1 protein-coding gene is annotated in these 3727 nt (G+C 55.2%); it reads right to left on the bottom strand.

Features of this window, described 5'->3' with window-relative positions:
- Nucleotides 1-204 precede the first annotated feature (204 nt).
- A complete protein-coding gene (locus tag RMSM_RS27975) occupies nt 205-3705 on the bottom strand; it encodes a beta strand repeat-containing protein (RefSeq protein ID WP_144058022.1) in 3501 nt (1166 codons plus the stop codon).
- Nucleotides 3706-3727 lie beyond the last annotated feature (22 nt).

The raw sequence follows: 3727 nt of genomic DNA, 5'->3' as shown, positions 1-3727 counted from the left end.
AGAACCATCCTGCGGTATCCCATCTTCCTGCCCCCTTCATTTTCCTGCCAAACCAGTAACCAACGTTGCCCCCGGCAACACAACGCAGCGGCTCACTCGACTCATGATTTCACTACTTCCACTCTGTGCCGCTAAGGCGGCGGGCAGGAAAATGGAGAATGCGGAAACATCATCCAGTGTCCCATCAACGACGACCCCCAGGGCTCATTGCTGCTCGATTCTGACCGCATCGGCGATCACCGCCTTAGTCGATCCGGCTGTGGACAGTTCGACCACCAAAGTCGTTCCAGTGATCATGACGCTGCTGAGCATTTGGAAACGACGGCCACCGTAAATGTCTCCGCTTGGCGACTGCGTCTGGTCAACCGTGACAGTCGCCAGGACTGCACCACCAACCCCGTCGCGAATGACATAGGTCACGGCCGATTCTCGGTCGTTGCCACGCAGCCAAGTTGTTGAAACCTCGAAATTTGAATTAGCCGTCAGGCCTGTGAATTCCCACTGGGCCGTCTCGATACCGTTCACCCCGTTGCCCGCCAATGCATCACTGCCAAATCCATAGCCCGGGACGTCGGCCCAGTTGCCACTCTGTGAAAACCCGGTGTCACCGTTGTCGATAATCTCGCCCCCCGTCGGCTGCGGCATCGTGATTGTTCCATTGACGCTAAAGTCGAACGGACTTTCGTTACCGTCACCATTCACAAATGAGACGGTCCCATCAAAGGATCCAATCGTTGTCGTCGACAACCCGATTATGAAGTTTGTCGATGCGCCAGGCGACAGGATCTGGCCTGGCGTGAAATTGGCCGACTCAAGTGTGAAACCGGTCCCGCTCACGTTGATCGGATCGAGCGTCAATTCGGCTGTTCCAGTGTTTTGGACGGTAAACACTCGAGTCAGTTGCGGGGCGCCCTGCTCCGCCGAACCGAGGTTGACATTGCCACCGTCGATAACAGTCAATCCGCCTTGCGTCACTGCGATTTCCGGCGTTGATGGGGCGGGAGTAGTCGCTTCGACACGAATCGCGTCGGCGATGACGGCGCCGTTGGTTCCGGCATTGGAGAGTTCGACCACCAGCGTGGATCCGGTGATCGTCACTGATCCCAAACTGCCGAACGGCCGTCCGCCATGATATTCCCCTGTTGGTGTGGTTCGCTGGTCAATTGGTACGACGGCCAGAATGGGGCCAGCAACACCGTCACGAATCACGTAGGAAACGGCCGACGCGCGGTCGCTGCCGAATAACCATGTCGCGAAGACGTCGTGATCACCCGGTGACAAGCCATTAAACGTCCATGAGGCCGCACCCGACAAATTGGTCGTGATGACTTTCGCATCCGCCTCGAAACCGTAGTTCGCAACATGGCTCCAAGGACCGGTGAGTGCAAAGTTTGGGTCTCCATCGTCGATCGTCAACTCCGTGGCATTTGCTGAACGTACTGTCGCTCGCAACGCCAAATCGAATGGTCCTTCATCGGCGTCACTATTGCCAAACGAAAGCGATCCGTCGAACGTCCCCTCGGACGTCGTATCAACATTGATCGTCAAAGAAACTTGCTCGCTGGGTGCCAAGACTTGATTGACAGTGAAATTCGCAGAACTGAGCGAAAAGCCGCTACCAACGATGCTGACCGGCTGCAGCAACAAATCGGCGTTGCCGTCGTTTCGAACTGTCAACGTCTGCGAACTTATTGTCCCTACGGCCACGTCGGGGAAGGTAAGTGTGTCTTCGTCGGCGACGGTAACACCGTTGTTGCGTACCGTCAATTCGGGAGCCGCAGGCATCGGCGCCAACGCTTGGATCATCGCCGCGTCGGCAACCACAGCTTTACCGCTAGCGACGCCTTGGTTGGACAATTCAATGACCAGCGTCGAACCACTGAGCGTGACTGAGCCGAGCACCTCGAATGGTCGTCCACCAATCACGGGTCCTTGCGGCGCCGTCGATTGATTCAAGGACAACGCGTCCAAGATCGGTCCGCCAACTCCATCACGAATTACAACCGGAACATTGTTTGCACGATCACTTCCGTTGAGCCAACTCAGCGAAATTAAATATCCCCCTGGACTCAAACCATCATAAGCCCAAATGGCACGCTGATCTCCCTGCGATCCCACTTGAACCAACGCGTCGGATTCAAAACCATAGCTGGCTACCGGCGTCCACTTGTCCACGCTCAGGAAGCCGTTATCACCATTGTCGAGGATCAATCGTCCGTTGCCACCGTTGGTGGGATTTCCGCTCGGATCAATCACAACACCACTCAGATGGATGCGGTAGTTAGATTCGTCCGCATCGTTGGTTGCAAACGACAACAGCCCACTCACCGCGACTGCAGAAGAAGTGTCCATTTCAACCGTGAACGTTACCTGTTCCGTTGGAGCAACAACTTGGTTCGGTGCGAAGTTCGACGATGTCAGTACAAATCCATTCGGAACATTGATCGGCTGGAGAATCAAATCGGATGAACCATGATTCGTTACCGTAAAGGTCTTTGACGGTGACGAATCGTTGATTAGCACGTCACCGAACTCGACACTGCCCTGATCGGGCACCGTCAATCCATCGACGGTAAGATCCGCCTCCGGTTGGACCACCGCACCGTTGTCGCTGATGCTGCCCGTTCCCGTATCAATATCAGTGACCAACGTGTTGGTCGCATTCAGATGTACCGTGAAATCCTCGGTCCCTTCGTTCTGAGTGTCACCTGTTGTTGCCACCGTGAACTGCTGAGTCTCACCATCCGTACCGACGAAATTTAAAACCAATGGCGTATTGTCATAGTCAACGCCCCCCGTGGCCGCGCCGTCGATGAACGTGACATTCACATCAAAGCCACCTGCAACAGCGCCAGCGAGTGTCACAGTAAAGATCAAAGTGTTGCCTTCGGTTGCCGTGGCATCGTTGACAGTGATCTCTGCATTGTCATTGTCAAAAATATTGGCTGATGCCGACGCGGTATCGATAGAGACGGCTGGATTGCTGGAGTTGGATATCTGAGCCATCACAGTGTCAATCGCTTCCAGCAAAGCGTCGTCGGTCACCGCTACCGAAATTGTCCCATTGCTGGCACCGGCAGGCACACTGATTTGAGCGTTGGCGTCAACGGCCGCGTAGTCGCTACCCGATGTCGCGGTGCCTGTTAGCAAGTCGTCGAAATCAAATGTGATCGGAACGCCGGTTTGATTCGGCTTATCAAGCGAGACCGAGAATACGATATCGACCGGTCCCGTTTCGTTACCCTGAGTCGTAACCGAAAGATCGGCGGTGGCCGTGTCGTTGTCCTCGATCGTTGCCGTCGCCGTGTCCGTCACGATCGCTACTTGCGGGCTACTCGGGTTGGCAATCTGAGCAACAAGTGTCTCCGTCGATTCCAACACGTCGTCATTGATCACCTCAACGTTTAGGTTTCCGACCATCGCCCCGCTAGCTACCGAGATTTGTGTTCCACCTGCGATCGCCGTGTAGTCATCCCCTGAGGTCGCGGTACCGGTCAACAAGTCGTGAAGATCAAACGTAATCGCCGCACCGGTGTCATTGGCTCGCCCAAGAGTGACGGTGTAAACGATGCCGACCGGACCAGTCTCGTTTCCATTCGTCGTCACCGATAGGTCGGCGGAAATCGATTCGTTGTCAACAATCGTCCCTGCTGCCGAGGCAGTCCCAATCGTGACCGCCGGATTGCTCGAATTCGATATCTGCATATCCACTGTTTCGGTTGTCTCT

Origin of the sequence: Rhodopirellula maiorica SM1 (assembly GCF_000346295.1) — a bacterium.
Classification (GTDB): domain Bacteria; phylum Planctomycetota; class Planctomycetia; order Pirellulales; family Pirellulaceae; genus Novipirellula; species Novipirellula maiorica.
The sequence above is the reverse complement of the archived record's forward strand: the minus strand, read 5'-3'. Positions and strand labels throughout refer to the sequence as shown.